Source organism: Polynucleobacter sp. 30F-ANTBAC (genome assembly GCF_018882385.1).
Taxonomy (GTDB): domain Bacteria; phylum Pseudomonadota; class Gammaproteobacteria; order Burkholderiales; family Burkholderiaceae; genus Polynucleobacter.
In genome coordinates, this window is the sequence record NZ_JACVON010000001.1 from 399,277 (window position 1) to 422,473 (window position 23,197).

Annotated in this window: 20 protein-coding genes, 3 tRNA genes and 1 pseudogene; 8 read left to right on the top strand and 16 right to left on the bottom strand. The window is 44.2% G+C overall.

Features of this window, described 5'->3' with window-relative positions:
- Window positions 1-169: 169 nt before the first annotated feature.
- From rho to ICN28_RS01655, 4 genes are all read left to right on the top strand, one after another.
- Window positions 170-1,432: a transcription termination factor Rho gene (rho, locus tag ICN28_RS01640; protein ID WP_216285750.1), complete on the top strand. Its 1,263-nt coding sequence runs from the start codon at window positions 170-172 to the stop codon at window positions 1,430-1,432.
- Window positions 1,433-1,585: 153 nt separating this feature from the next.
- Entirely contained in the window at window positions 1,586-1,852 is a 267-nt protein-coding gene (locus ICN28_RS01645) for a type B 50S ribosomal protein L31 (protein ID WP_216285752.1), read from the top strand.
- Between the two features lie 103 nt (window positions 1,853-1,955).
- On the top strand, window positions 1,956-3,692 hold the full coding sequence (locus ICN28_RS01650) for a glycosyltransferase family 39 protein (protein ID WP_216285754.1): 1,737 nt from the start codon (window positions 1,956-1,958) through the stop codon (window positions 3,690-3,692).
- Entirely contained in the window at window positions 3,682-5,061 is a 1,380-nt protein-coding gene (locus ICN28_RS01655) for an MATE family efflux transporter (RefSeq protein WP_216285756.1), read from the top strand. The genes ICN28_RS01650 and ICN28_RS01655 overlap by 11 nt, the downstream gene beginning before the upstream one ends.
- Before the next feature lie 60 nt (window positions 5,062-5,121).
- On the opposite strand, the gene ICN28_RS01660 is transcribed toward ICN28_RS01655, so the two are convergent.
- The 3 genes from ICN28_RS01660 to ICN28_RS01670 form a co-directional block, all read right to left on the bottom strand.
- Window positions 5,122-5,517, bottom strand: a complete 396-nt coding sequence (locus ICN28_RS01660; protein ID WP_216285758.1) for a hypothetical protein — start codon at window positions 5,515-5,517, stop codon at window positions 5,122-5,124.
- Between the two features lie 99 nt (window positions 5,518-5,616).
- Entirely contained in the window at window positions 5,617-6,129 is a 513-nt protein-coding gene (locus ICN28_RS01665) for a hypothetical protein (RefSeq protein ID WP_216285760.1), read from the bottom strand.
- Window positions 6,130-6,254: 125 nt separating this feature from the next.
- Window positions 6,255-8,243 carry an ABC-F family ATP-binding cassette domain-containing protein gene (locus ICN28_RS01670; RefSeq protein ID WP_216285762.1) on the bottom strand — a complete coding sequence of 663 codons (1,989 nt, stop codon included), beginning with the start codon at window positions 8,241-8,243 and terminating at the stop codon, window positions 6,255-6,257.
- 272 nt (window positions 8,244-8,515) lie between these two features.
- On the opposite strand from ICN28_RS01670, the gene ICN28_RS01675 reads away from it, so the two are divergent.
- The 3 genes from ICN28_RS01675 (at window position 8,516) to ICN28_RS01685 (ending at window position 10,859) form a co-directional block, all read left to right on the top strand.
- The gene (locus tag ICN28_RS01675; protein ID WP_216285764.1) at window positions 8,516-9,901 is read left to right on the top strand and encodes a DEAD/DEAH box helicase; all 1,386 of its coding nucleotides are present in this window, start codon (window positions 8,516-8,518) and stop codon (window positions 9,899-9,901) included.
- A gap of 274 nt (window positions 9,902-10,175) precedes the next feature.
- Window positions 10,176-10,487, top strand: a complete 312-nt coding sequence (locus ICN28_RS01680; RefSeq protein WP_255536079.1) for an ADP-ribosyl-(dinitrogen reductase) hydrolase — start codon at window positions 10,176-10,178, stop codon at window positions 10,485-10,487.
- A gap of 27 nt (window positions 10,488-10,514) precedes the next feature.
- On the top strand, window positions 10,515-10,859 hold the full coding sequence (locus tag ICN28_RS01685; RefSeq protein WP_216285766.1) for a BrnA antitoxin family protein: 345 nt from the start codon (window positions 10,515-10,517) through the stop codon (window positions 10,857-10,859).
- 51 nt (window positions 10,860-10,910) lie between these two features.
- Here the strand turns inward: ICN28_RS01685 and ICN28_RS01690 are convergent.
- The 6 genes from ICN28_RS01690 to ICN28_RS01715 all read right to left on the bottom strand — a co-directional run bounded on the left by ICN28_RS01690 (window position 10,911) and on the right by ICN28_RS01715 (window position 14,630).
- Window positions 10,911-10,987: transfer RNA gene (locus ICN28_RS01690), tRNA-Asp, on the bottom strand.
- 8 nt (window positions 10,988-10,995) lie between these two features.
- A tRNA-Glu gene (locus ICN28_RS01695) sits at window positions 10,996-11,071 on the bottom strand.
- Window positions 11,072-11,130: 59 nt separating this feature from the next.
- Window positions 11,131-11,206, bottom strand: a tRNA-Ala gene (locus ICN28_RS01700).
- Window positions 11,207-11,256: 50 nt separating this feature from the next.
- Window positions 11,257-12,669: a glutamate--tRNA ligase gene (gene gltX / locus ICN28_RS01705; protein ID WP_216285768.1), complete on the bottom strand. Its 1,413-nt coding sequence runs from the start codon at window positions 12,667-12,669 to the stop codon at window positions 11,257-11,259.
- A gap of 4 nt (window positions 12,670-12,673) precedes the next feature.
- The gene (locus ICN28_RS01710) at window positions 12,674-13,300 is read right to left on the bottom strand and encodes an NYN domain-containing protein (protein ID WP_216285770.1); all 627 of its coding nucleotides are present in this window, start codon (window positions 13,298-13,300) and stop codon (window positions 12,674-12,676) included.
- 118 nt (window positions 13,301-13,418) lie between these two features.
- The gene (locus ICN28_RS01715; RefSeq protein ID WP_216862352.1) at window positions 13,419-14,630 is read right to left on the bottom strand and encodes a YbfB/YjiJ family MFS transporter; all 1,212 of its coding nucleotides are present in this window, start codon (window positions 14,628-14,630) and stop codon (window positions 13,419-13,421) included.
- 34 nt (window positions 14,631-14,664) lie between these two features.
- On the opposite strand from ICN28_RS01715, the gene ICN28_RS01720 reads away from it, so the two are divergent.
- Window positions 14,665-15,645: an Hsp33 family molecular chaperone HslO gene (locus ICN28_RS01720; RefSeq protein WP_216285772.1), complete on the top strand. Its 981-nt coding sequence runs from the start codon at window positions 14,665-14,667 to the stop codon at window positions 15,643-15,645.
- A gap of 16 nt (window positions 15,646-15,661) precedes the next feature.
- On the opposite strand, the gene ftsB is transcribed toward ICN28_RS01720, so the two are convergent.
- The 7 genes and pseudogenes from ftsB to ICN28_RS01755 form a co-directional block, all read right to left on the bottom strand.
- On the bottom strand, window positions 15,662-15,976 hold the full coding sequence (ftsB, locus tag ICN28_RS01725) for a cell division protein FtsB (RefSeq protein ID WP_216285774.1): 315 nt from the start codon (window positions 15,974-15,976) through the stop codon (window positions 15,662-15,664).
- Window positions 15,977-16,012: 36 nt separating this feature from the next.
- Complete coding sequence (eno, locus tag ICN28_RS01730; RefSeq protein ID WP_216285776.1) at window positions 16,013-17,299, bottom strand: phosphopyruvate hydratase; 1,287 nt, start codon at window positions 17,297-17,299, stop codon at window positions 16,013-16,015.
- A gap of 44 nt (window positions 17,300-17,343) precedes the next feature.
- A complete protein-coding gene (gene kdsA / locus ICN28_RS01735; protein WP_216285778.1) occupies window positions 17,344-18,201 on the bottom strand; it encodes a 3-deoxy-8-phosphooctulonate synthase in 858 nt (285 codons plus the stop codon).
- Between the two features lie 36 nt (window positions 18,202-18,237).
- Window positions 18,238-19,884 carry a CTP synthase gene (locus ICN28_RS01740; protein ID WP_216285780.1) on the bottom strand — a complete coding sequence of 549 codons (1,647 nt, stop codon included), beginning with the start codon at window positions 19,882-19,884 and terminating at the stop codon, window positions 18,238-18,240.
- A 97-nt stretch (window positions 19,885-19,981) separates the two neighbouring features.
- Window positions 19,982-20,698: pseudogene (locus ICN28_RS01745) on the bottom strand (peptidase); the annotation flags it as partial.
- Window positions 20,699-20,741: 43 nt separating this feature from the next.
- Window positions 20,742-21,701 carry an alpha-E domain-containing protein gene (locus ICN28_RS01750; protein ID WP_216285782.1) on the bottom strand — a complete coding sequence of 320 codons (960 nt, stop codon included), beginning with the start codon at window positions 21,699-21,701 and terminating at the stop codon, window positions 20,742-20,744.
- Between the two features lie 26 nt (window positions 21,702-21,727).
- On the bottom strand, window positions 21,728-23,155 hold the full coding sequence (locus ICN28_RS01755; protein WP_255536143.1) for a circularly permuted type 2 ATP-grasp protein: 1,428 nt from the start codon (window positions 23,153-23,155) through the stop codon (window positions 21,728-21,730).
- Between the last annotated feature and the right edge of the window lie 42 nt (window positions 23,156-23,197).

A 23,197-nucleotide genomic window follows, 5' to 3' on the forward strand; every position in this document is an offset into this window, starting at 1 on the left:
AAGATCAAAAGGCTCACTGGTTGAGCCTTTTGATTATTTCCTTAACCTCAGATATTTCCCCTTTTTTAATTTAGGGTGTAGAATTCTCCCAACATAACTAAACGTCCTGTTCTAGTTAATCATTTCAAACTTCTTGTTTTTTCTTTAAGGCCTAAGCCTACCCCCACACATGCATCTCACCGAACTTAAAGCACTACACGTATCAGCACTACTCGAAATGGCTGCAAGCCTCGAGATCGAAAACACCCAACGTATGCGCAAGCAAGAGTTGATGTTTGCCATTCTTAAGAAACGCGCTAAAGGTGGTGAAACCATCTTCGGTGACGGTGTTCTAGAAGTTTTGCCGGATGGCTTTGGCTTCTTAAGATCCCCAGAAGCTTCTTATATGGCCTCTACGGATGACATCTATATCTCACCAGCTCAAATTCGTCGCTTTAACCTGCATACAGGTGATGCGATTGAAGGTGAAGTGAGAACTCCTAAAGAAGGTGAGCGTTACTTTGCTTTAGTTAAAGTCGACAAGATCAACGGTTTAGCGCCTGAAGCGTTGAAAAACCGCATCATGTTTGAAAACTTAACACCTTTGCACCCTGATCGTCCGATGCTTTTAGAACGTGATATCAAGGCTGAAGAAAATCTAACGGGCAGAATCATCGATATGATTTCGCCAATTGGTTTTGGTCAACGTGGTCTTTTAGTTGCCTCACCAAAATCAGGTAAGACTGTAATGATGCAGCATATTGCTCATGCTATCTCAGCCAATCACCCAGATGCCATCTTGATCGTATTACTCGTCGATGAGCGCCCTGAAGAGGTGACAGAAATGCAACGTTCAGTCAGAGGTGAAGTGGTTGCCTCTACATTTGATGAACCAGCGGTTCGTCACGTGCAAGTCGCCGAGATGGTTATTGAAAAAGCCAAGCGTTTGGTGGAGATGAAGCGTGACGTGATCATTCTTCTTGACTCTATTACCCGTCTTGCTCGTGCTTACAACACGGTTGTACCTTCATCAGGCAAGGTTCTATCAGGCGGTGTAGATGCCAATGCTCTACAAAGACCGAAGCGTTTCTTTGGTGCTGCTAGAAATATTGAAGAAGGCGGCTCTCTCACTATCATCGCTACAGCATTGATTGAGACAGGTAGCCGAATGGATGACTTGATCTATGAGGAGTTCAAAGGTACTGGCAACATGGAAGTTCACTTAGAGCGTCGCTTGGCAGAACGTCGCGTTTACCCAGCGATCAACTTGAACAAGTCAGGTACTCGCCGTGAAGAACTTCTTATCAAGCCTGAAATTCTTCAGAAGATCTGGGTTCTACGCAAACTTATCTCCGATATGGACGATATTGAAGCGATGAACTTCATTGTAGATAAGCTTAAATCAACGAAAAATAATGCTGAATTCTTCGATTTGATGCGTCGCGGCGGCTAATTTAGGTCAAAAACAGAGCTAGAACGGTGTTTTCTAGCCTGTTTTACCCAAATCAAGCCCATATCTAGTATTTTTTGCTACAATTCTTTTTTTAATTCAGGCAAGTACCACTCTCACAGCGAGAATGGCGGCTACCAGGCTAAAGGACTTTTAATGAAACCAGGCATTCACCCAGATTACAAAGAAGTTGTTTTCGTAGACGTATCAAACAACTTCAGCTTTAAGACTCGCTCAACAATCAACACTAAAGAAACAATCAAGTGGGAAGATGGTAAAGAGTATCCATTGGCTAAGATTGAAACATCTTCTGAGTCACACCCGTTCTACACAGGTACTCAAAAGATTATGGACACAGCAGGTCGTGTTGAGAAATTCCGTCAAAAGTTTGGTTCAAAAGCAACAGGCAAAACAGCTGCTTAAGTTTTCCCTAGCTCAAGAAACTATTCTTGAACGACCAAAAGGCAGCTTTAGCTGCCTTTTTTCATATCTAACAACCTAATAAAAGACCGATAATTAGAGTTCGATGAGACCGATTAAATTAACTGCCGCCGCAACCTCTTCTATGCCACGCTTTGTTTTGGTATTGATTACTGCTATTTATGGCTTGGTAGGCATCTTCGGTCGCGACCCATGGAAAGGCGATGACGCCACTGGGTTTGGTGTCATGTGGACTTTGGCTCACGGTGGCTGGCAAGACTGGTTATTACCTCACCTGGAAGGTCGCTCTGAAATAGTAGCCGGGCCCTTACCTTACTGGGCCGGTGGGATTCTCATTAAAGTTTTCTCTCCCCTATTAGGCGGGCATAACTCAGCGGGCATTTACTCGGCTCTTTGCTTTTTCTTGAGTTGCGCAGCTCTTTGGCATGCCTGCTACTTACTAGGTCGACGACCTGAAGTTCAACCCACTGCTTTTGCATTAGGTGGGCAACCTCATGCTCGAGACTACGGCGGCACGCTGGCGGATAGCGCACTGATGATTTTTTTAGCGTGTATTGGTCTAGCCAGTCGGGCTCATGAAACCACGCCAGCTTTAGCTCATCTCTTGGGCATCTCTACTCTTCTGTATGGACTTGTTCGAGGACTAGATAAACCTATTCAAGGTGGCTTTTGGTCAGGCATCGGCTTAGCTGTTATTGCCCTATCTGGAACACTGTGGCTATTTGTTTTTGTATTTGCAGGCCTATTGATCTCTTTGGCTCTTTGCGAAGTCAAACCCCATGTGAAGTGGCTCGCCGTTACTTGGGCACTGAGTCTCTTTGGTATTCTTTTGTGGCCAACACTTTGGTGGCTGTCTGACTTATCACCTGAATTAAAAATAGCTGCGTGGCAGGCTTGGTGGGCAAACGGATTAATTGAATTAACCCCTTCATCCAAATCCTTAGGGTTCTTAGCTAGAAACTTGACCCTCTATGCTTGGCCAGTATGGCCTTTGGCACTTTGGAGTATTTGGTCTTGGAGAAAAGGGGCTAACTATCCTTTAGGTGGCATACGTAACCCGCACATGGCTCTCCCTTTGGGTCTCATCATAGCGATTCTCATTTACTTGATGAACCAATCAATCCTCAGTGAGCAATCTTTGATTTTGATCATACCGCCATTGGTCATTTGGGCATGTTTTAGCTTACCAATTATTAAACGGTCCTTTATTAGCTTTATTGATTGGCTGGCACTGCTCACCTTCACAGCTCTAGGTATATTTATTTGGGTGATGTGGGTGGCGATGAGCACTAACTGGCCATCAGGCCTCGCTAGAAACGTTGCCAAAAAAGTACCCGGGTTTATTCATGAACTTAATTGGGTTAGTCTCTTAGCAGCCATTATTGTCACGGTTTTATGGTTCAGCATTGTTCGCTGGAGAACCTCACGCGCACCAAAAGCCATTTGGAGAGCAGTAGTTATTTCTGCTGCTGGCACTACACTCACCTGGGTTCTACTAATGACCTTGTGGTTGCCCACTATCAACTATGCCAAAACCTATCGAGACGTTGCAGTGAGATTGGTAAAAGTTGTACCCAACTATAAAAACTGTATCAACACCACTCATTTGGGTGATAGCCAGCTAGCCTCCTTTATTTACTTCACAGATCTCACGTTAAAAGATGATCCCAATTGCTCTCTATGGATTAGCAATAAACCTGGTCAAGCACGGAAAGAAGCCCAAGAAAATAATCAGAAGATCGAGCTAATTTGGCAAGATGGTCGAGTCAGCGATCGCTCAGAGAGATTACGTTTGTATCGAGTCATAACCAATGCTCCATAAACTCAAACGAGATATCCCAAGATTAGTCGCTTTAGCAGGGCCACTTCTTATTGGGCAGTTAGCTGTGATTGCTTTTGGGGTGATGGATACAGCGATGGTGGCTCGGTACTCCACAGAAGATTTAGCCGCACTGGCGATTTCAGGATCAATCTTCATTAGTATTTATGTGGGATTGACCGGTGTTGTATCAGCCCTAGCCCCTATTGCCGGCCAACTATTTGGAGCTAAACGTTTTAATGAGATCGGCGAAGAAGTCAGACAAGGTTGGTGGCTATCGATTGTTTTGACAGCGGTAGGAATGTTGATTCTGCTCAACCCTCAAGTCTTCTTATCGATTGCACAAGCAACACCCGCAGTAGAAGCTAAAGCCGTCTTATACCTCCAGATATTAGCTTGGGGCCTGCCTGCCAGCATGGCCATGCGTGTGCTAGTGGCATTCCACAACGCAGTATCAAGGCCTGCAGTCATCACTTGGCTACAAATAGCAGGTTTAGGTCTAAAGATCCCACTAAATGCTTGGTTGATTTATGGTGGCTTGGGTGTGGGAGAAATGGGGGGGCCTGGGTGCGCTCTTGCAACAGTGATTATCAATTGGACTTGGTTTATTGCAGCTGCTTGCATCGTTTACAACGATCGCTTTTATCAACAATTCCAGGTTTACAAACAATGGAGTTGGCCGGACCTCCATAAAATCGGCACGATCTTAAAGTTGGGCTTACCAATTGGCTTTAGTTATTTGATCGAAGTAACCTCCTTCGCCTTCATGGCTTTATTTATCGCAAGGCTGGGCAATGCGCCATTAGCAGGTCATCAGATTGTGGCTAACCTCGGAACTGTGCTTTACATGCTACCGCTCTCGCTGTCGATTGCTACCTCAACACTCGTAGCTCAATCCATCGGTGCGGATCGGCCAAAACTTGCACAAGAGATTGGTTGGTCTTCCCTGATTTTTAATACCAGCTTGTGTGTTTTAGTGGGGTTGTTAGTTTGGATTTTTAGATACCCTCTTTTAGAGCTTTACTCACCATCAGCAGAAGTGCAAGAAGCAGCCATAACGTTGTTCTTATTCATTGCCTTCTATCAAATATTTGATGCCCTACAAGTCACTTCTGCATTTATTTTGCGGGGTTACCGCGTTGCATTTTTACCAATGTGGATTTACGCCATTTCTCTTTGGGGAGTCGGCTTAGGGGGTGGCTATCTACTTGGCTTTAATGTAACAGGGAATGTCCCTGAAATTTTCCAAGGTGCTCAAGGATTTTGGTTTGCGAATAGCTTAAGCTTGGCGTTAGCAGCGGCTTTACTGATAGTGTTATTTAGATCCACAGCAAAGAAATTTGAAAGAGAGCATCCTCCAGTAGTGACTTAATAAATCTTTAACAAATAAAAAAGCTCACCTTTAAAGTGGGCTTTTAAAAAATTAACCTAATTACTTTTTAGATTTGGCTGGTGTTTTATCCAAAACAATAGAGACATGATCAGGATATTTCCACATCGCACCAGTCAACATATCTGTAATACCTAAATCAATAGCAACCCCCAATACGCCGGCAGTTTGAGTACTAGATACAATTCGAGTTGTTTTTTGCTCATAGCCCTCAGCCGTGCAGTTTGCGATTAAATCACCTGAACCCTTTGAAACTTGAAGCAGATTTGCTTTACCACTAACAGTGCCAAGAGTTCCATTCTCTTTATTAACAACTGCACATTTAGCTTCTTGAGGATCAATTGAAAAAGAAATAACTTGGTTTGTTCCTTGAGTGATAGAGGCACAACCACCCAGTAAAGAAGCTAATGCCAGTAGAGGTAATAAAGTTTTATTCATGTGAATTTTCAAATATTAGTTAAATTTAGAACTGAATTTTAACAAACATAAAAAAGCCTCTCTAAATAGAGAGGCTTTTTTAATGCAACGTGTTAACTATTACTTGGCTGGTGCCGTTGATTCTGGAGCACGCTTTTGAATAGAGTATCCAGGGACTTGATGGCCTTTTGAATACATACATTGCTGGTAAGAGATGTCGTAACGACGCTGAACTTCTTTACCTGCTTCATTACCACCGGAAGCACCCATTGCAGCACCACCTAATAAACCAACCGCAGCGCCTGTACCCACATTTCTGGCACTTCCGCCATCAGCCATTGCACCAGCAACAGCACCAATAGCAGCGCCAACAATCGCAGTCTTAGCTGTATTTTTAGCAGCCAAATCATCAGCCGTCGTATTTAAAGAGTTTTGGGCAAATGTACGACACTCTTGGTCGTCCGCTTGGAAAACACTAAAAGCAATGCCCGGCGCTGGCATGACCGTTAAGCTCGGCCCTACTGGAGTACTTGCGCAACCCACTAAACCGATTGTGAGTGTGGCAATCAAAGTTAATTTTTGTAAATTAATATTCATGGTGGTGTTTGTTCCAGTTTTTTTGGTTTGGTTCATTATGTTTTTCCTTCCATACCTCTTTTAATCATGAATCTGATAGTGGCTTCTATTTAGACATCATAAACGAAGGTTCCATTTTTCTTTAACGCCTGACCTTCAAGAAAGATGACAATTATTTCAAATTAAGCTGAATTTTCAATCGCTTCAACTTCTGCAGCCCAACCTAGCCACTGCTCTTCAATTTGGGCCAATTGATCATTGACTTGCTTTAAGCTTTTACCAGCCTCTGCCATTTCAGGAGGTGTGATGGGGGACATCAAGCGCGCTTCTAATTGCTCTTTTTCAATGTTAAGAGCAGCCATTTGTTTTTCTGCTTTTTCAATTGATTTTTTAATTGGTTTTGTAAGCGCATTGATTTCTTGTCGCTTTGCAGAGTCCAACTTACGTTGCTCGCTTGTTTTAGCTACCGGTTGTTCAGCTACAGATTGATGGGGTTGATCTTGAGTCGTGGCGACTGTCAAACCAGTCGACTCATTGGATAACTTCGCCTCCTCACGCAAACGGCGTGACTCATCCAGTAAATAGCGCTGGTAATCATCCAAGTCTCCATCAAATGGCTTAATCTCGCCACGCCCAACTAACCAGAACTCATCGCACACAGCACGTAATAAAGCTCGATCATGACTAACCAACATGACCGTACCTTCAAACTCATTCAAAGCCATGGATAAGGCTTCACGAGTCGCCAAGTCCAAGTGATTGGTTGGCTCATCGAGTAGCAACAAATTAGGGCGCTGCCAAACAATCATGGCCAATACCAAACGAGCTTTTTCGCCACCGCTCATGGTTCCGACAGCCTGCTTGACCATGTCACCCGCAAAGTTAAAAGTGCCCAAGAAATTTCGAAGATCTTGCTCACGGCCTGACTCACCACTATTAGGCCCGAGATCTTTAGCCAAACGAATCATGTGCTCGAGTGGATTGTCTTCGGGACGCAAAACATCCAGCTCTTGCTGAGCAAAATAACCAATATTGAGGCCCTTACCCTCCGTCACCGTTCCAGCAAGCTGAGGCATGGTTCTCGCAATGGTTTTAACTAGAGTTGACTTACCCTGACCGTTCGCGCCCAAAATACCGATACGCTGACCCGCCAAAACAGATTTATCAACGCCACGAATAATTGATTTTTCAACACCATCCACCACATAACCAAAGCTAGCGTCACTGATAGCCAGCATCGGATTAGGGAGGTTTTGTGGTTCTTTGAATTCAAATGTGAATTCCGCATCTGCCAAAACAGGGGCAATTTTTTCCATCCGCTCCAGTGCTTTAACTCGACTTTGCGCTTGCTTCGCCTTACTTGCTTTGGCCTTAAAGCGCGTAATAAATTTCTGTAAGTGAGCAATTTTCTCTTGCTGCTTAGAGAATGATGCTTGCTGTAGCTCTAATTGCTGGGCTCTCATCAACTCGAAAGAGCTGTAATTGCCGCCGTAACGATTGAGCTTGGCATGTTCAATGTGCAAGGTGACATTGGTAACCGCATCCAGAAATTCTCTGTCGTGACTGATAACAATCATGGTGCCGGCATAACGCTTTAACCACGCCTCTAACCATACCAAAGCATCCAAGTCCAAGTGGTTGGTAGGCTCGTCAAGCAATAACAAATCAGAGGGGCACATCAAGGCGCGAGCCAACTGCAAACGCATCCGCCAACCACCTGAAAAACTATTAACCGGCTGATCAAGCTCACTGACTTTAAAACCAAGGCCTAGAATCAGTGCTTGCGCTCTTGGTACAGCATCGTGCTCACCTGCATCAGCCAAGTCGACGTGCGCATGCGCCATGGCCATGCCATCTTCAGACAATTCTGCTGCGGCTAATTGAGCTCTAAGCTCCACCAAGCGCGTATCACCAGTTAGAACAAAATCAGTAGCACTCTCTTCCGTCTCTGGCATGTTTTGCGCTACCTGAGCCATACGCCAAACTTTAGGGATTGAAAAATCACCCCCATCTTCATGCAAGGTACCATTGAGCAAGGCAAAGAGCGTTGATTTGCCAGCACCGTTACGGCCAACTAAACCAACTTTTTCTCCGGGATTGAGAGTGACATTCGCTTTATCAAGCAGCAGTTTGGCGCCGCGGCGCAGAGAAACATTATTTAAGGTGATCATGTATTTTTAGCAGTCTTACCAGCAACTGCTGGGGTAGTGGTTTGTTGCGAGAGCCATTTAGGCTCATAACAAGCGATATATCTCTCGATTGAATGATTTTAACTGATTCACACCTCTTAAAAGGCATATAAATCGGACGAATCACCCCTTGATGAACTAAAATAGAGACTGAAACATTTCTAACTGCGCTCTACATTTCTTCTTAGCAGTTCATCCATTGGCCTTCCAAAATTATTTTTTGCTGAGCACAGGCCAATAATCTATTGGTATCTATGCAATTCAAAGAACTTGGTTTATCCGAACACATCCTACAAGCAATTAACGAACACGGTTACACAACACCGACCCCTATTCAAGCTCAATCGATCCCTGCCATTCTGAATGGTGGCGATCTATTAGCTGCGGCACAAACCGGCACAGGCAAGACAGCTGGGTTTACATTACCCGTTTTACAACGCCTATTAAGCTCACCCGTTAATCAAGCTAGTCGACGTCGTCAAGTACGCGGGTTGATCTTGACTCCAACACGTGAGCTAGCTGCTCAAGTGCATGCCTCAGTTCAAACCTATGGCAAATACACACAACTGAAATCGGCCGTTATTTTTGGCGGCGTTGGCGCCAACCCACAAATCAAAGCTATTCAGAGTGGGTTAGATATTTTGGTGGCAACGCCTGGTCGCCTATTGGACTTGATGGGACAAGGCGCTATCTCACTTCAACACGTCGAAATTTTAGTTTTAGACGAAGCAGATCGCATGCTCGACATGGGCTTCTTACGAGATATTAAAAAAATCTTGGCAGCCCTTCCTAAGCAACGTCAGAACTTATTATTCTCTGCAACTTTCTCCGCAGAAATTAAAGCACTCGCGAATGATTTATTGAATTCGCCTGCCTTAATTGAAGTGGCGCGTAGCAACAGCACCAATGAGGCCATCACACAATTGATGCACCCTGTGGATCGCGGCAATAAACATCCTCTTCTAGCGCATTTAATTAAGACAAATAACTGGAAGCAAGTGCTGGTATTTACTCGCACCAAACACGGTGCTAACAAATTAGTTCTTCAACTGGAAAAAGATGGCATTACTGCCATGGCTATCCACGGCAATAAGAGTCAAACTGCCAGAACTAAAGCATTGGCAGACTTTAAAGCTGGGAAAATTATCACCCTAGTCGCTACTGATATTGCCGCTCGAGGCATCGATATTGATCAATTGCCTCATGTGATTAACTATGATTTACCCAATGTTCCAGAAGATTATGTTCACCGTATTGGTCGAACTGGTCGCGCTGGCTCAAACGGTGTTGCAGTTTCTTTAGTTTGCGTGGATGAGCATGATATGTTGAAAGACATTGAACGCTTGATCAAACAAACCTTACCAAGACAAGTGATTGCTGGTTTTGAGCCTGATCCTAATGCAGTTGCTCAACCCATCCAGTTGCGTAGCCAGCAAGCACCCCAAAGACACGGTCAAGCTAGGCACAATGCTGCAGCCCCTAGAGGCGTCAATCAAGGTAAGCGTAGTGGTCAGGATAAACCGGCTGGCAGCACCGCTGCAGCGCCTAAAAAGACCCACAGGAAGACCAATACGCAAAAACCTGGTCACTTCTCAAGAGGACCAGCGAGAGGCCCTAGCAAAGGAAGCACACCTCAGTAAGTTATTTCACTAAACAAAAAATCTTAGAGATGCTTGTCTAAAGAATCTAAGGTTAACCAAAAAAATGGGGCTTAAACCCCATTTTTTTTGGTCTCTTCTCATCAACGATTCTCATCGTATTCAGCTGCTATTTTTAATTCGCCGCACCAATTCTGATAATATTTGTATATACAAATTATCAATTAATTAAACTATAAAAATCAATGAAATCATGTTTATAAATGGTATTAATTGTATTTTTATTTAAAAATTGATTTTTTTGTATATACAAATTATGATTAACTACGGAAGCCGAATAATGCAAAACCTGATCATCAGCCCCAAAATTAGGGAGAAGCTGAAAATAAAGCACGATGTACGAAGAGTAGAAATTGAGGAGTGTTTTCTAAATAGAAAAGGAAGTGTTCTAAGGGACTTAAGAGAGGAGCACCACTCTGATCCTCCAACGGTATGGTTTATTTCCGAAACTCACCAAGGCAGATTACTGAAGGTGATATTCATAAAGAAAGAGGAGTTTTACTACCTTAAAACAGCTATTGAACCAAACACAGAAGAAAAAAATATATACAACAAAAAAGCCTTTTAAATAGATTAAAAAAGACAAAGGATTCATGTGAAAAATAATACGGAAAAAATTCAACGCATTGAAAGTAGTGACGATGCTTGGGAGTCAGGCAAGCTAGGACGTGATGAGAAATACGCAGTAGCGGATGAACAAGTAACAGCAGAGATGGATGATGACCTTGGACTTCAAATGATTTCTATTCGATTAAGCAAAGACTTGATCAACTCATTTAAATTACTGGGTCATAAATATGGCATGGGCTACCAACCTCTCATGAGAGAAGCTCTTAAAAGATTTGTTGATGGCGAGTTAAAAATCATTGCAAAAGAAATCTTGGAAGAGCAAAGTCGAAGTCTAAAAACTTCAAAAGAGAAGTCCAAAAAGGCGGCTTGAAAAAATTTGGGAATAAAAAAAGCCCTTGTCATTAGACAAGGGCTTTTTAGTTGGCGGAGCGGACGGGACTCGAACCCGCGACCCCCGGCGTGACAGGCCGGTATTCTAACCAACTGAACTACCGCTCCAAAAAACTTGGCGTCCCCACGGGGATTCGAACCCCGGTACCCACCGTGAAAGGGTGGTGTCCTAGGCCTCTAGACGATGGGGACCCTGGACTTACGGTACTACAATTTGCTACTTTTACTGCTAAAACAACTACTTAAGCTACTGGTGGAGCTAAGCGGGATCGAACCGCTGACCTCTTGCATGCCATGCAAGCGCTCTCCCAGCTGAGCTATAGCCCCTTAATTAGATGATCTTAAATAAGTAAGCTCAAGCAATCAAGACCGTAATTCTAGCTTATTTTGATACTTCTTTGCAAGCGTTGAATCGTTTCTTCTTTACCAATCAATGAAATAACCGCATCAATGGCTGGCGTCTGGGTTGTGGCGAACATGGCATAACGCACCGGCATGGCTAAAGCAGGCATTTTCATGCCATGTTTGGCTAAAACCTCTTTAAAAGCAGCACCAACCGCTGCTTTACTGCCATCGGATGCTTGTAGAGCTGTAATGAAGTCAGCAAGCGGTGCATGAGTCGCAACAGGCACATTGGCCTCAAGATCAGCTGCACTGAACTCAGGAGCATCCATGTAGAACAAACGGGCACCTTCAGCAATTTCAATCAAGGTATTAGCGCGATCCTTGAGGATATTCACCACACCAACAAAGTCAGGCCCCTGCTCTGTCTTAATTCCAAGATTATGGGCAAAAGGTAAGGCTCTTTTAGCAATCTCAGCAGCGTCGCCGTGCTGCAAGTAGTGGTGATTTAACCAAAGTAGTTTTTCCGGATTGTGCTGCGCTGGAGACTTACCCAAATGGTCTAAATCAAACCATTCTACAAACTGTTCTTTTGTAAAAATTTCTGCGTCACCGTGTGACCAACCCAAGCGCGCCAAGTAATTCAGTACCGCCTCAGGCATATAGCCTTCGCGCTCATAATCACGCACACTCATGGCGCCATTACGCTTACTCATTTTTTCACCTTGATCATTTAAGACTGTTGGTAAATGAGCGTAGATCGGTGAAACACCACCTAAAGCTTTAAGAATGTTAATTTGACGCGGGGTGTTATTGACATGGTCGTCACCACGAATGACGTGAGTGATCTTCATATCCAAGTCATCCACCACCACGCAGAAGTTGTATGTTGGTGTGCCATCAGGACGAGCAATAACCAAATCATCTAATTCATCATTACTGATTTCGATTTGACCTTTAACTGCATCCTGCCAAATGACACTGCCACCAATTGGATTTTTAAAACGAATGACTGGCTTGATACCTTCTGGTGGCGCCGGTAAATTTTTGCCAGTCTCAGGACGCCAAAACCCGTTATAACGTGGCTTTTCTTTATTGGCCATTTGAGCATCGCGTAATGCATTGAGCTCTTCTTCGCTCATGTAGCAGTAATACGCCAATCCATTTTTGAGCATTTGGGCAATCACTTCGCGATAGCGATCCATGCGTTGCATTTGATAGATGGGGCCTTCATCAATATCAAGACCCAACCAACGCATACCCTCAATGATCACGTCCACAGCCTCTTGGCTGGAACGCTCTTGATCGGTATCTTCAATACGAAGAATGAAGTCACCCTTCATCTTGCGAGCAAAAGCCCATGGATAGAGGGCACTACGTAAGTTACCCAAGTGAATAAAGCCCGTTGGGCTTGGTGCAAATCGTGTTCTAACTGTCATAGATGCCATTATCTCATTGCTCGAGATTAATACTTAAAACCATATCAGAATGTTCAATCATTGAAGCTTTTACCTTTCTACCTAAAGGTGCAATAAAAACTTGAGCGCCCTCTCTTCTAACAAACTTCATAGCCGGAACGAAATCACTATCAGCAGACACTAGGATGATTGCATCCACCTGCTTCTTTAGGGTTAAAGCAGCCATGTCCATACCAATTCGCATATCAACACCTTTTTGTGTGATGTTTGGCTTCAAGTCATCATTGGAAATTTCAACAGTCAGAAGATCTTTATTTAAAATTTTTTTATTTTTAATTTTCCAACCATTAAAAGAAAGCTCTCCCAACCTCAAAGCCACAAAGGGAATGAGATGTAATTCCTCAAATAATTTTCTTGCCTGCAATGCTATTGGTGAGTTTCCAAACTCAATCAATTCACCACCTAAGGGTTTTTGATGGGAAGTGTCGAGAGGCACAGAGTCATAATAATAAACCCTATGTAACTTCATAAATTGCAGAGCTTCAAGCTTACTGAATGAATGAATCAAATCTCTTATTGATGCAGATGTCATGGGGCCAGTTGAGCCGCTAATCTGTCTTTTGACAAAACCACCATCTATGAGTATTGCGTAATTTGGCATAAAAAAATGGCCACCAAACAGGTCGAAAGTCTAGCTTTCTGTTATATGTCACCCATGAGGCAGCCGTGTCTAGATTTAATAATACATTATAGACACTATTTATAATAATTATAAATATCTACTTTGTTGGCAGGGGCTTTTGCCTGGTGGCAATGAAGCCACCGAGCAACAAGGCAAGCCCCGAGAACAACAAGCCTCCAGCTAAACCGCCCTGCCCATCTGAAATCCAACCAGCAATTGAAGGGCCTATGATTTGACCAGCAGCAAAGATACTGGTGAATGCGGTGATACCACCTACCCAGTCCGATGCTGGCATGTTATGTTTAACAAAGGCTGTAGTCGAGGCCACCGCTGAAAGAAATACGCCGCCAAATAAAATGCCTGATATAAAAATACTGGCCAAAATAAGTGGGCTTAATGGCAGGTCATAAATCGCAATTATCGCCGGAATCAAACTTGCAATGCCCAGCAAGGTATTCAGAATAGCCAACGATTGACCGCCCTTAAAGCGATCCAGCATTTGAGCCCATAAACGGGATGAAGCCATCACCGCCAAACCCACCATGGCATAAAAGGTATGCAAGGTCGTGGCAGAGAAACCTAATTGTTTTAGCAAAGCCACCACGAACGTCATATAGCCAATATACCCAACGCCAAACATGAAATACCCTGCAAGCACTGGAATGTAGGTTTTTAAGGGGGTTGCCGAATGGCCTACTGGCTTAGGCGGTATTGCAGGAATCGAGACAACAGGGCGAATCAATATTACTGTGAACAGAATACAAAGCGTTCCAAGGGCATACCAAGATAACTGCCAAGAATGATTCCAATTGATCCTGAAACCAAGATCATTGAAAAATGGCAAAACTAAACTTGAGAGAACAATACCTATGCCTGGACCAGCATAAAAAATACCCAGTAAAAACCCTGACCGATTGGCATGAATACTTCCCAGTTGAGAAACCAATACACCACCGGCTACAAAGATCCAAGCACTGGCAACACCGGCTAATACTCGGTAGCTTAATAACCAAATAGTTTGCTCTGTACAACCAGATAAGAACAAAAAGATGCCCGTAACGATCGAAGCAGCAATGAAGAATTGGTGAACAGACATCCGTCTCATCATGGCCGGAGAGCTCAAAGCGCCAATAAAGTAACCGAGGGCATTGGCGGTGTTCATGGAACCGGCCACAAGGTAAGACCAACCCAAATCCTCTCGCATGACAGGCAATAAGAGCCCATAGGAGAAACGAGCCAAACCCAAGGCAATAGCGGAGCCTAGGGCCAAAGAAATAGCGGTTAAGAAAGGATGTTTAGTCGAAAACAAGTGTTTATTCCATAAAGTTTCTACAATATACGTTATGACTGATAAATACTCCCTAGATTCACTCCAAGTCTTTGTTTTTGACGGCGCACCTGTTCGCGGTGAAATCGTGAATATTCGAGACTCTTGGCAAGCTGTTTTGGCACGTAAAGACTATCCACCTGCTGTCAAAAAGCTTCTTGGCGACCTTGTTGCGGCCGGAGTATTGCTGTGTGGCACCCTTAAATTTAACGGCAGCATGATCATTCAGGCGCAAGGTAATGGCGCTGTTCGTTTATTGGTTTTGGAATGCAATGAACATTTAGTGATTCGTGCTACTGCCAAACTCAATGATGATATTGATTTATCAAGTCTTGCTGATGATGCCAATTTATCAGACTTAATTAACCCCGATGGCATGGGTCGCTTGGTCATTACGCTGGATCCAGCCGATCGCCAGCCGGGTCAAACCCCTTACCAAGGGATCGTCGCGCTCAGCGATGATGGCAAACCGGTTCAGAGCGTTGCTGAAGCGATTACCTTGTATATGAGAGATTCTGAGCAGTTAGAAACTCGCTTGTGGTTAGCGAGCGATGAAGAGTCTTGTGGTGGCTTGTTGTTGCAAAGACTACCTAATATGGGTGGGCAGTTAAATATGGACGATGCATTAGCCGCAGAGGGTTGGACAAGACTCCAAATGTTATCGGATACGGTCACTCCTAACGAACTCCTTAATCTAGAGCCTAAAGTATTAATGAATCGTCTCTATCTTGATGAGTCAGCTCACCATGGAGTAAGAAGTTTTGATCCGCGCCCTATCCAGTTTGGATGTCGCTGTTCACGCCTTAAAGTTGCCGATATGTTGAAGATGCTAGGTGAAGAGGAAGTCAATAGTATCCTTCTTGAGAAAGATGAAGTTGAGACAAACTGTGATTTTTGTGGCCAGGTCTATATTTTTGATGCGGTTGACTGCAAACAGATATTTGCAAGCCCGACCATTGTGGATGCAGTGAAACAACCGCCTCAATCAAAGCACTAACAGGCGTTACTGGCTATTATTTCCTAGCCTCATCCTTAGCAGGGTCACTTGGGAGTCTTTTTCCAGGCACGACTTGCACAAAGATCTCGCCCTCTTTGCTCATGCCATACTCGGCACGGGCACGCTCTTCGATAGCCTTGGTGCCGTCTTTTAAATCTTTAACTTCGCCAGATAGCTTGGCATTACGAGCCGCTAGGGCCTCGTTCTTATCCATTTGTTTGGACACCTGACGATCTAACTCATACACTCTGAGCCAACCACCCTTACCCAGCCACAATGGGTACTGAATAATAACTAAGAGAGCCAACATGCCGTAAACAACGATACGCATAGGGCTCTCTTATATCTCTACGTTAAGTTCTAGAACTTACTTGCGCAAGTTATAGAAAGCTGCACGACCTGGGTAGCTAGCAACATCGCCCAAATCTTCTTCAATACGAATCAATTGGTTGTACTTAGCGATACGATCAGAACGTGACAAAGAACCAGTTTTAATCTGACCTGCATTTGTACCCACTGCGATATCTGCAATGGTGCTGTCTTCAGTTTCACCTGAACGATGAGAAATCACCGCTGTGTAGCCAGCGCGCTTAGCCATCTCGATCGCAGCAAAAGTTTCTGTCAAAGTACCAATCTGATTCACCTTGATCAAAATAGAATTGGCGATATTTTTCTCAATACCTTCTTTGAGAATCTTTGTGTTGGTTACAAATAGATCGTCGCCCACCAATTGGATTTTCTTGCCCAATTTCTCAGTCAAGATCGCCCAACCTTCCCAATCACCCTCGTGCATACCGTCTTCAATTGAGACGATAGGGTATTTATCAACCAAGTTAGCAAGGTAGTCCGCAAACTCTGCTGAAGTTAATTGCAATCCTTCACCGGATAAGTCGTACTTACCATCTTTATAGAATTCGCTTGCAGCACAATCCAAAGCCAATAAAACATCTTCACCCGCTTTGTAACCTGCTTTTTCGATTGCTTTAAGAATGGTGTTCAAACACTCTTCATTACTCTTGAAGTTTGGAGCAAAACCACCCTCATCACCCACAGAGGTTGACATGCCTTGATCGTGAATAATCTTTTTCAAAGCATGGAAAATTTCAGCGCCACAACGGACTGCTTCACGGAAGCTTGTCATGCTGACTGGCACAACCATGAACTCTTGAATATCCAAGCTGTTATTAGCGTGCGAACCACCGTTAACAATATTCATCATTGGTACAGGCAACTGCATCGCACCTGAACCACCAAAATAACGGTATAAAGGCAAACCAGCTTCTTCAGCAGCAGCACGAGCCACCGCCATTGAAACCGCTAAAGTGGCATTAGCGCCTAAGCGAGATTTGTTATCCGTACCATCCAAATCAATCAATGTGCGATCCAAGAATGCTTGCTCGCTAGCATCCAAACCCATCACCGCTTCAGCAATCTCCGTATTGATGTTCTCAACCGCCTTCAAAACACCCTTACCCAAATAACGACCAGCCTCACCATCGCGCAGCTCTACAGCTTCACGTGAACCAGTAGATGCACCTGATGGAACAGCCGCACGACCCATGACACCCGACTCAAGTAGTACATCACACTCCACAGTTGGATTACCTCTTGAATCCAATATTTCACGACCAATGATGTCAACGATTGCGCTCATGACTACTCCCTAAAAATGATTTAAATAGTTATTTAAAAGTTAATTTATTGAAAATCTTTTTCTAAAAATACGTTGCCTGTTTTAACAACGTTATCTAGCGCTACCAACGTAGCTAATAAATCTTTCATGCGACCTAATGGCACTGCATTGGGGCCATCCGATAAGGCTTTTGCAGGGTTAGGATGTGTCTCCATAAACAAACCACTGATGCCCACAGCGACTGCTGCTCTAGCTAAGACAGGCACCATCTCACGTTGCCCACCACTGCTAGTACCTTGACCACCTGGCAATTGAACAGAATGCGTTGCATCAAATACGACTGGCGCGTTGGTTTCGCGCATGATCGCTAAGCTACGCATATCAGAAACCAAGTTGTTGTAACCGAATGAAGCACCACGCTCACACGCCATGAAAACATCATCGGGTAAGTTGGCTTCTTTTGCGGCGGCACGCGCTTTATCAATCACGTTTTTCATATCGCCAGGAGCCAAGAATTGACCCTTCTTGATATTGACTGGCTTACCGCTTTGAGCGCAAGCACGAATGAAGTCTGTTTGGCGGCATAAAAAAGCTGGGGTTTGCAACACATCAACCACCGCAGAAACTGGCTTGATCTCGCTGATGTCGTGAATATCCGTCAAGATATGCACACCCAACTCTTTTTTAACTTTAGCCAAAATTTCTAAACCCTTTTCCATACCTAAGCCACGGAATGAGGTGCCTGAAGAACGATTCGCTTTATCAAACGAAGATTTATAGATAAATGGAATGCCTAAGCTCGATGTAATTTCTTTTAGCTGACCCGCTGTATCCATCGCCATCTGCTCAGACTCAATCACGCATGTACCAGCGATTAAGAAGAAACGCTTATCTAAACCAATTTCAAAATCACATAATTTCATCAGATACTCCGTGTAGGACTCAACCAGAGCATTGCTTTAAGCAATACCCTTATGGTTTAAAGCCGCTTTAATAAACGCTGAGAACAATGGATGACCATCGCGCGGTGTTGAGGTGAATTCTGGATGGAACTGAACACCGAAGAACCAAGGATGTGTTGCTGTTGGCAATTCCATCATTTCAGGTAATTCTTCATTAGGCGTTCTTGCAGAAATAACCATACCAGCAGACTCTAACTTAGGTACATAAATATTATTTACTTCGTAACGGTGACGATGACGCTCATTGACTTCAGGGCCATAAATCTTAGCAGCCAAGGTATTAGGCTTGATTGGGCAACGTTGCGAACCTAAACGCATGGTCCCACCGAGATCAGAAGCTTCATCACGCTTCTCGACACGACCTTCACGATCCATCCACTCCGTAATCAATGCTACAACTGGATGTTCACCGTTGGGCTCAAACTCGGTACTGTTAGCACCTTTTAAACCTGCTACATGGCGTGCAAACTCAATCACAGCCAACTGCATACCTAAACAAATACCCAAGTAAGGGATCTTGTTCTCACGAGCATGTTTAATAGCAGAAATCTTACCTTCAGTACCACGCTTACCAAAACCGCCCGGAACCAAAATGGCATCCAAACCTTGCAAGCTTGAAATATCACCGTGCTCCAAGTTCTCAGAGTCGATATAACGAATGCCGACCTTTGTCTCATTGTGAATACCGGCATGACGCAAAGCTTCAATCAATGATTTATAAGACTCGGTCAAATCAACATACTTACCAACCATACCAATGGTCACTTCATGCTTAGGATTTTCTAAGCTATGAACCAAACCATTCCAAACCGATAAATCAGCTGCTTTAGGGCTTAATCTCAACTCCTGACAAATCAGCTCATCCAAACCCTGTTCCTGGAGCATTTGAGGAATCTTGTAAATCGTGTCCACATCCCAAACTGAAATCACGGATTGTTCACGCATATTGGCAAACAAAGAAATCTTGGCACGCTCATCTTCAGGGATCGGGCGATCTGCACGGCATAACAATGCCGTTGGCATGATGCCGATTTCGCGAAGCTTTTGGACAGAATGTTGCGTTGGCTTGGTTTTCAACTCACCAGCGCTAGCAATATAAGGGACTAGAGTTAAATGAACGAAAGCTGTATCGCCCTGCGGCAAGCGCAAACTCATCTGACGAGCCGCTTCTAAAAACGGTAAAGACTCAATATCGCCGACTGTTCCACCAATTTCACAGATAGCTACATCGGTTAAACCATCATGACTAGCTTTAGCACCACGCTCTATGAAGTTTTGGATTTCATTGGTGATGTGCGGAATAACTTGAACCGTCTTACCGAGATACTCACCTCGGCGCTCCTTACGAATCACGGATTCGTAGATCTGACCGGTCGTGAAGTTATTGCTTTTGCGCATCTTGGCAGAAACAAAACGTTCATAGTGACCTAAATCCAAGTCCGTCTCAGCGCCATCCTCGGTCACAAACACTTCCCCGTGCTGGAGAGGGCTCATCGTACCTGGGTCGACGTTGATATAAGGATCTAATTTTAAGAGGGTGACTTTTAGGCCGCGCGATTCGAGAATGGCGGCTAAGGAGGCGGCTGCGATACCCTTCCCAAGGGAAGAAACCACACCACCAGTAACAAAGATGAATTTAGTCATCGAATATGCTTAGTGGGTAATACGCAATTATAGCGATACCCGGAAAGAATGTTCAAAAATTACGCATTTTTGTCACTAAAAGCTTGCCAAGCCCCTACCAGACTGGATCTTCAATTTCCGAGAAAATTTGGCGCAGCCTTTTACCCCAGGTTTCATGAATCATTTTGAAATAATCGTCCCGCTCATCGATCACTTTCATGTGATTGGCCGTTAAGTCATCATTGGGGTAAATCAACATATCCAAAGGTAATCCTACAGAGATATTTGACTTTAATGTCGAATCCATTGAAATCAAGGCGCACTTGGCCGCCTCTTTTAAGGATGTATTGGGCGTAATCACTCGATCCAAAATTGGTTTACCGTACTTCGCCTCCCCAATCTGAAAATATGGGGTCTCAACCGTCGCCTCAATGAAATTTCCTGCAGCATAGACCTGAAAGATCGATGGAGCCTGTCCTTTGATCTGTCCACCAAAGATGAGGTTGATATTGAATTCAATCCCAGATTTCTGAAGCTCATCGGCATCACGATCTCTCACCTTTCTGACCACATCACCTACAACTTGGGTAGCCTCAAAAAGCGTAGTCGCATTCCAAATACTAGGTGCATCTGGCTCAGGATGGTTTAAGTAGTGCCTCACCGCCTGAGTGATCGCCAAATTGCCAGCGGACATCAGAACCATCAAACGATCCCCCTCTTTATTAAAGATGACCATCTTCCTAAAATTGGATACCGCATCCACACCGGCATTGGTTCTGCTATCTGATAAAAATACCAACCCCTCATCCAAACGAACTGCCACACAATAAGTCATATCACCCTGTCGTTTTCTATTTTTAAATTTTTCGAGTGCGCTCTTAGGCAACCATCTCTTCAATCGGCACCAAGAAATCATGGCTGATCCCGCTACCAATTAATCCCACCTTAGCTAAAAACTCGGTTAAGTAGGGATGCAAGCCTTTTTCAAGGATTTCTTGAATATTGGCATCTCGTAATTCAGCCAATAAATTTCTAGTTTGAGTCATCGTTCTGCTGGAATGAGAATTCCTGACCTTACCCAATAGATCCACCACCTCATTCACACAGGCTGCTAGAGATCTTGGCATATCAGCTCGCAAAATTAGTAACTCAGCCACTCTCTCAGGCGTGATGACATCTCGATAGACCTTGCGATAAATTTCAAAGGCAGAAACGGAACGCAAAATAGCTGCCCAATAGTAAAAATCATCCACTGAATCATTACCGTGATCACGCATGTTTTCTGCTGTGAGCGATTTCACATCCAACAAACGAGCGGTATTGTCAGCGCGCTCAATAAAGGTACCTAAACGAATGAAGTAATAGACTTCATCGCGCACCATGGTGCCATGTTGAACACCCCGAGTTTGATGAGACCGAAACTTGACCCACTCAAAAAACTCGGCAGGAGCTGACTCTAGCGTGCCATCCCGCATTTTTTTCTGAGCCTCTAACCAAGTGGTGTTAATGGTCTCCCATAATTCTGTGGTCATAGAGCCTCTCACCGCTCTTGCATTTTCTCGGGCTGCCTGAAGGCATCTCATAATGGAGGACGGGTTATTCATATCACTCACCATGAACTGAATCACATCTTGTGGAGACATTAAGACATGGTTGGCATCGAATGCTTGTGTCAATTCAGATATTTCCAATAAGGCTCGCCAAGCTTGCTCAGCAACCTGAGCTGATTGTGGCAGCAAAGACATTTGATAGTTAACGTCTAGCATGCGCGCGGTATTTTCAGCACGCTCGGTATAACGTGACATCCAGTAAAGATGATCGGCTGTTCTAGATAACATGTTGTTCTCCTTATTTTTATCCGCGCTTAGTGCTCTAAAATCCAGGTGTCTTTTGTTCCGCCACCTTGGGAAGAGTTAACAACCAGAGAACCTTCTTTGAGAGCCACTCGGGTTAAACCACCCGGCGCCATCCTGACCTCTTTTCCAGAAAGCACGAAAGGTCTCAAATCAATGTGTCTGGGAGCGATGCCCGACGCCACATAAGTAGGACAAGTTGATAGCGCTAGAGTTGGTTGAGCGATATAACCCTCTGGATTTGCCTTGACCTTCTCTTTGAAGACAGCCACTTCTGCTTTGGTAGATGCTGGACCCACCAACATGCCATAGCCACCTGCACCATGAACTTCTTTCACCACCAAATTCGCCATATTGTCTAAAACGTATTGCAACTCATCGGGCTTTCGGCACATATAGGTTGGGACATTGGCAATAAGAGGCTCTTCATCCAAATAAAAACGAATCATGTCTGGCACGTAAGGATAGATAGATTTGTCATCGGCCACCCCAGTACCAATCGCATTACAAATCACGACATTACCGGCTCTATAAGCACGTAACAGACCGTATGCGCCCAATGAAGAATCCGACCTAAAAAATTCAGGGTCCAAAAAGTCATCGTCAACGCGACGGTAAATAACATCGACTCGCTTAGCGCCTTGAGTCGTGCGCATGTACAAGATATCTTTTTCCACAAAAAGATCTTTACCTTCTACCAATTCAACACCCATTTGCTGAGCCAAGAATGCATGTTCAAAATAGGCGGAGTTGTACATGCCAGGCGTTAGAACTACAACAGTGGGATTGCTTCGCTGACTGGGCGATGTTTGTCTTAATGTATCGAGCAGCAAGTCTGGATAGTGAGCCACCGGAGCAACACGATACTGAGCAAATAACTCCGGAAACAAGCGCATCATCATTTTGCGATTTTCTAACATGTAAGAAACGCCGGATGGGACACGCAAGTTATCTTCTAATACAAAAAACTCTCCAATATTTTCGCCATGAGTTGCCCTCACAATATCGATACCAGCAATATGAGCATAAATATTCATCGGCACATCAACACCCACCATCTCAGGTCTGAACTGCGCGTTATTAATAACTTGCTCTCTCGGTATAACGCCAGCCTTCAGAATGTGTTGTGCGTGATAAACATCGTGTAAAAACATATTTAGCGCCGTTACACGTTGTTTTAAACCTTGCTCTAAACGGCTCCACTCCGAAGCCGGAAAAATCCTCGGCACCAAATCAAATGGAATCGTTCTCTCCGTCCCGCCACTTTCGCCATAAACAGCAAACGTAATCCCAACACGACGAAACATCAAGTCGGCTTCTTCACGTCGAGCGTTTAGATAGGATTCACCTTGTTGCGAAAGCCAATGGGCAAATTGTTGATAGTGGGGCCTGGTCTGTTGGGCATTTTTAAAATCCCTTGATAAAACATCCAAGAGCATTTCATCAAAAGGCGAAGATCTTTCTTTTGTTGTCATACAAAA